The sequence below is a fragment of the Psychrobacter sp. genome, assembly GCF_030457785.1.
Classification (GTDB): Bacteria; Pseudomonadota; Gammaproteobacteria; order Pseudomonadales; family Moraxellaceae; genus Psychrobacter.
The window spans coordinates 1-4,694 of the sequence record NZ_JAKDUI010000207.1; the positions used below are offsets into that span (position 1 = coordinate 1).

3 protein-coding genes are annotated in these 4,694 nt (G+C 45.2%); all 3 read left to right on the top strand.

Annotated elements, in window-relative coordinates; translation table 11 throughout:
* Positions 1-191 precede the first annotated feature (191 nt).
* Positions 192-2,021, top strand: coding sequence for an arginine--tRNA ligase (argS, locus tag L0J61_RS09335; RefSeq protein WP_301466175.1), 1,830 nt, complete (start codon positions 192-194; stop codon positions 2,019-2,021).
* A gap of 64 nt (positions 2,022-2,085) precedes the next feature.
* The gene (locus L0J61_RS09340) at positions 2,086-2,928 is read left to right on the top strand and encodes an SPOR domain-containing protein (protein WP_301466176.1); all 843 of its coding nucleotides are present in this window, start codon (positions 2,086-2,088) and stop codon (positions 2,926-2,928) included.
* A gap of 153 nt (positions 2,929-3,081) precedes the next feature.
* A complete protein-coding gene (locus tag L0J61_RS09345; protein WP_301466177.1) occupies positions 3,082-4,173 on the top strand; it encodes a PTS transporter subunit IIC in 1,092 nt (363 codons plus the stop codon).
* Positions 4,174-4,694: the final 521 nt, after the last annotated feature.

Consider the following 4,694-nt stretch of genomic DNA (forward strand, 5'->3'; position numbering starts at 1 on the left):
CATTGTAAATAGTATCAATGAGTTACAATGTGGCTTATCCCGAACTGGGGTTATTTATAGGTTGCATATATTTTTATATTATTTTATCCCCCGTCATGTCGATTGCTACTATAATATGCAGTTATCGACTGCTCGCATTTGTCACATTTCTGCACTGTTTTTGTTGTTTATTTAATTGAGTTCAAATCCCTATGTCACAAGCCCAAATTGATACACTTGCATCATTATTTAACGATGCTGTCCAGACCTTACAAGCGGATGGCACACTACCTCCTGATTGGCAAAATAACAGTCAAATCACTCGCACGAAAGACCTGAGTCATGGTGATTTTGCTAGTAATATTGCACTGACTGCTGCTAAATCCGCAAAAACCAACCCACGTCAGCTTGCCGAAAAAATCGTCAATGCATTACCTGATAATAAAGACATTCGCCAAGTGGAAATCGCTGGGCCTGGGTTTATCAACGTCTTTTTGAACAGCGATGCTAAGTTTGCCGTATTGGATGATATCTTTACTTTGCAGGATCGTTTTGGTTTAAGCGAGCAGTTTGATGGACAAAAAATCCAAGTGGAGTTCGTTTCTGCCAACCCAACGTCGAGCTTGCATGTCGGTCATGGTCGCGGTGCTGCTTTTGGTATGAGCGTGGCAAATCTACTTGAAGCGATTGGCTATGATGTGACGCGTGAGTATTATGTCAATGATGCTGGTCGTCAGATGGATATTTTAGCAACCAGTACTTATCTGCGTTATCTTGAGAATAATGGTGAGCAGGTGACCTTTCCAGTGAACGGTTATCAAGGTGAGTATGTCAGCGATATCAGCGAAACACTCAAAACGCAGCATAGTGATGGCTATGTTCATAGCTTTGACGATGTGGCGAAAGATGTACCGGCAGATGCTCAGTTTGAGATAAATGCGGACGGTGAAAAAGTGCTACTGTCAGGCGATAAAGAAGCGCATATTGATGGCCTGATTGCCAATAGCAAGGCGCTATTGGGCGATGATTATGAGCTGTTTTTAAACGCTGCGCTTGATAGTATTTTGGCCGATATCAAAGATGATTTAAACGACTTTGGTGTTCGTTATGAGTGCTGGTTTAGCGAAAAATCGATTGAAAGCGAGATTGAGCCAGTGCTGCAGGTTTTAGATGAAAAAGGCTATCTATACGAAAAAGACGGCAATATTTGGTTTAAGTCCACGGACTTTGGCGATGAAAAAGACCGTGTCGTACGCCGTGCTAACGGTCAGTCCACGTATTTTGCTTCTGATATTGCTTATCATAAAAACAAATTTGATCGCGGCTTTGATAAAGTCCTTAACGTCTGGGGCGCAGACCATCATGGTTATGTCCCGCGGGTAAAAGCAGCGTTATCAGCGTTGGGTATCGATGCCGAGGACTTGGATGTGGTGCTCGTGCAGTTTGTGGCGTTGTGGCGCGGTAGCGAAAAAGTGCAGATGTCATCGCGCTCAGGCAAGTTTGTGACCTTGCGAGAGCTGCGTCAAGAAGTCGGTAATGATGCTGCTCGGTTTTACTATGTAGAGCGTAAGCCTGAAGTGCATGTTGACTTCGATTTGGAGCTTGCGAAATCACAAAGTAAAGACAATCAGGTATATTATATCCAATATGCGCATGCACGCGTTTGCCGAGTATTAGAAAAGCTAGAAAGCAGTGGATTTGTAGTAGATGACGCGCTCGGTGAGCAGCAGCAAACTTTGCTTAGCGTACCTAATGAAGACGAGCTGATTAAGTTGCTGGCAGGATATCCAGCGACGTTAATGCGTGCCGCAACAGGTTATGAGCCGCACGTATTGACCAATTACTTAAAAGAGTTGGCAGCGCTATTCCATGGCTGGTATGACAGCAATCGAATTTTGCCAGTGAGCTTGACCTCGGGTGAAAAGCCGAGCCAAGAAGAGATGGAGTTGATGCAAGCCCGTCTGCGTTTGTCGAAAGCGGTAAGACAAGTACTGTCCAATGGACTTAGTTTATTAGGGCTATCTGCACCGTCTAGTATGTAATATAACTAGATGATGGATAGCCATAATGTGATGATCGTTAGATTTAGTAGGGAGAGCCAAATCCATGTTAGCCAAAAAACCTAAAGGTGCGACTGAAAAGCGCAAAAAAAGTGGCGTATCTAGCTTATTGTGGATGTTCGTCGGAGCGGTGCTGACCTTGATGATTGGGTTGTTTATATACCTCTCGCCGTTGTTCAACTTCAGCCCTGCCGATAGCACTGCTAACAACGATGCTAACAATCAGGTGCAGCCACGTGTCGAAACTGATACCGATAATGGTGATTATGAGTTCTATGATATTTTGCCTGGTCAGGAGATGGCAACGATACCTGATGAAGATTTTGGCGAAATAGAAAATAGTCGGGTGGAGCAAAACACCGACTTTGAACCTGATGTCGTCGTAAATCAGCCAGAAAGTAGTACCTCCAACCCTGACGGTGAAACAGACAGTTTTGGAATTCCTGAAAATACGGCAATTGAACCGAACAATGGCAATGACGCTGCAACCAACAGCAGAGATAGCAGTAGTGAGATTGTCGTTGTTGAAGAGAATACCACCTACGATGGAACGACACCATCGAGTAACAGTGGTAGCAACAACGCTAGCAGCAATAACACTGGTAATTCAGCAGATGCCAATACGGCAAGTAGTCAGGCCGCTCAGCCTACAACGACTTATATTTTGCAGATAAATAGCTTTAGTGATGCTGATCAAGCTGACCGCCGCCGTGCTCAGGTAATGATGGCAGGTGTCGATGCTAGAGTGGTAAAAAACACCACGGGTAATGGATTGCCAATCTATCAAGTGATTTCACGGGCGATGAGTAACCGTCAAGCCGTGGCGACTGCTCAGCAGCGTCTACAAAACAATGGCATTGATTCTATTGTCGTTGAGCAACGTCGTTAGTTCGTGGTGTTTTGATGATTGGGTATTGATAAAAAAAAGCGTCGCAATGACGCTTTTTTTATCGGTGTTTTTTGGTAAAGTGACTGTATTCTGTTGGTGTATGATATTTCGAGTAAAACTCTATAACGTAAAAACTTCATAAAGAGTAAGGTTATGACGGTATCTGGCTCAGCACAACCTAGTGGTATCATAAAAGCATTTTTTCAAAAGTACTTCATCGATGCATTTACAGGTATGGCTTTAGGGCTGTTTGTTACCCTAATTGCCGGTCTAATTATTTCACAAATCGGTGGCTGGTTAGGTTTTCCGGCATTGGTCGCAGTCGGTAAACTGGCATCCATACTGATGGGCGCGGGTATTGGCGTCGGCATTGCTTATTATCTTAAAGCACCGACGCTAGTCATGCTCAGTTGCTTGGTCGCTGGTATGCTTGGCGCGCACTCTGCGGCGTTGATGGCAGGGACGCTGTTCACTCCGCAAGTGGGTGGTCCTGCTACTTTTGTGGCGTTACCTGGCAATCCAATAGGCGCTTACTTGGCGTCTGTGTTTGCTTATCGGGCGGGTACTTGGATCGCAGGCAAGACCAAACTTGATATTTTGTTGGTGCCGTTAGTGGTATGCGCTGTGGCTCTATTGGTTTGTGCGCTCCTGAATCCACCTATCGTCGCGGCTGTAGATGCTATTGGTCAAGGTATTCAAGCGGCGACGGAGTTGCAGCCATTGTTAATGGGTATCGTTATTGCAGTTGTGGTCGGTATCTTATTGACGTTACCCACATCCAGTGCGGCGATTTGTATTGCGATTGGGCTTGGTGGTTTGGCAGGTGGCGCAGCGGTAGTCGGTTGTGCGGCGCACATGGTTGGTTTTGCGGTTGCTAGTTTTAAGGATAACGGTATCAGTGGTATGGTGTCTCAAGGGCTTGGCACGAGCATGCTGCAAATCCCAAATGTATTAAAAAAGCCATTGATTCTATTGCCAGCGGTCATTACTAGTGCCATTGTAGGTCCGATTGCGACAGTAGGCTTTGGGCTTGCTTGTACTGCAACGGGGGCAGGTATGGGCACTGCTGGATTGGTTGGTGTTTTTGGTGTCATAGAGGCATCAGAAGGGATTATGAGTGCGACACAGCTGTGGACGGCAATTATTTTACTGATGTTCGTACTGCCAGCGGTAATTTCTGGCCTAGTCGCTTTTGTTATGCGCCGTATGGGCTGGCTGGTAGCCGGTGATATGAAGCTGCCTTAGTTGTTTATTTATTTTATAATTGAGGCGTGTTGAATTTGTTGCCCTAAACATAAAAAGCCCAACTATTTATATAGTTGGGCTTTTTATTCATCAGGTATAGCAGCAATAAATTGCCGATTGTCTGTACAGGCTCTCTTTTACGGGTCGTAACTCATTTTAATTATCACAACCTAAATGAGAATACACCTGAGCCTATATAGAATTAACGACGCACGTCTACAGGCGCTCCACCTTTTGGCCAATCTTTGTCTTTATTGGCTTTCACTGGGCGGTCTAGTTGCGTGAAGTATAGTCAGTTCACTATAAAAGAAATACAGCCCATATCATGAAACAGTTTAGGCAGATTATTCTCCATCCAGCCTTGGCGTAGAAACTTTGCTTGTGCCCATTTTTTCTCCCACTCGAGCACAGCTCTCGTCTTGCGCTCGGGCAAAGCAGTGCTTTGCTTTATCCTCGCTCAGGATTTAGATCAGGGCTATAGGGTGGCAGCCATAGAATGCGATGACCATGTCTGTTGAGCA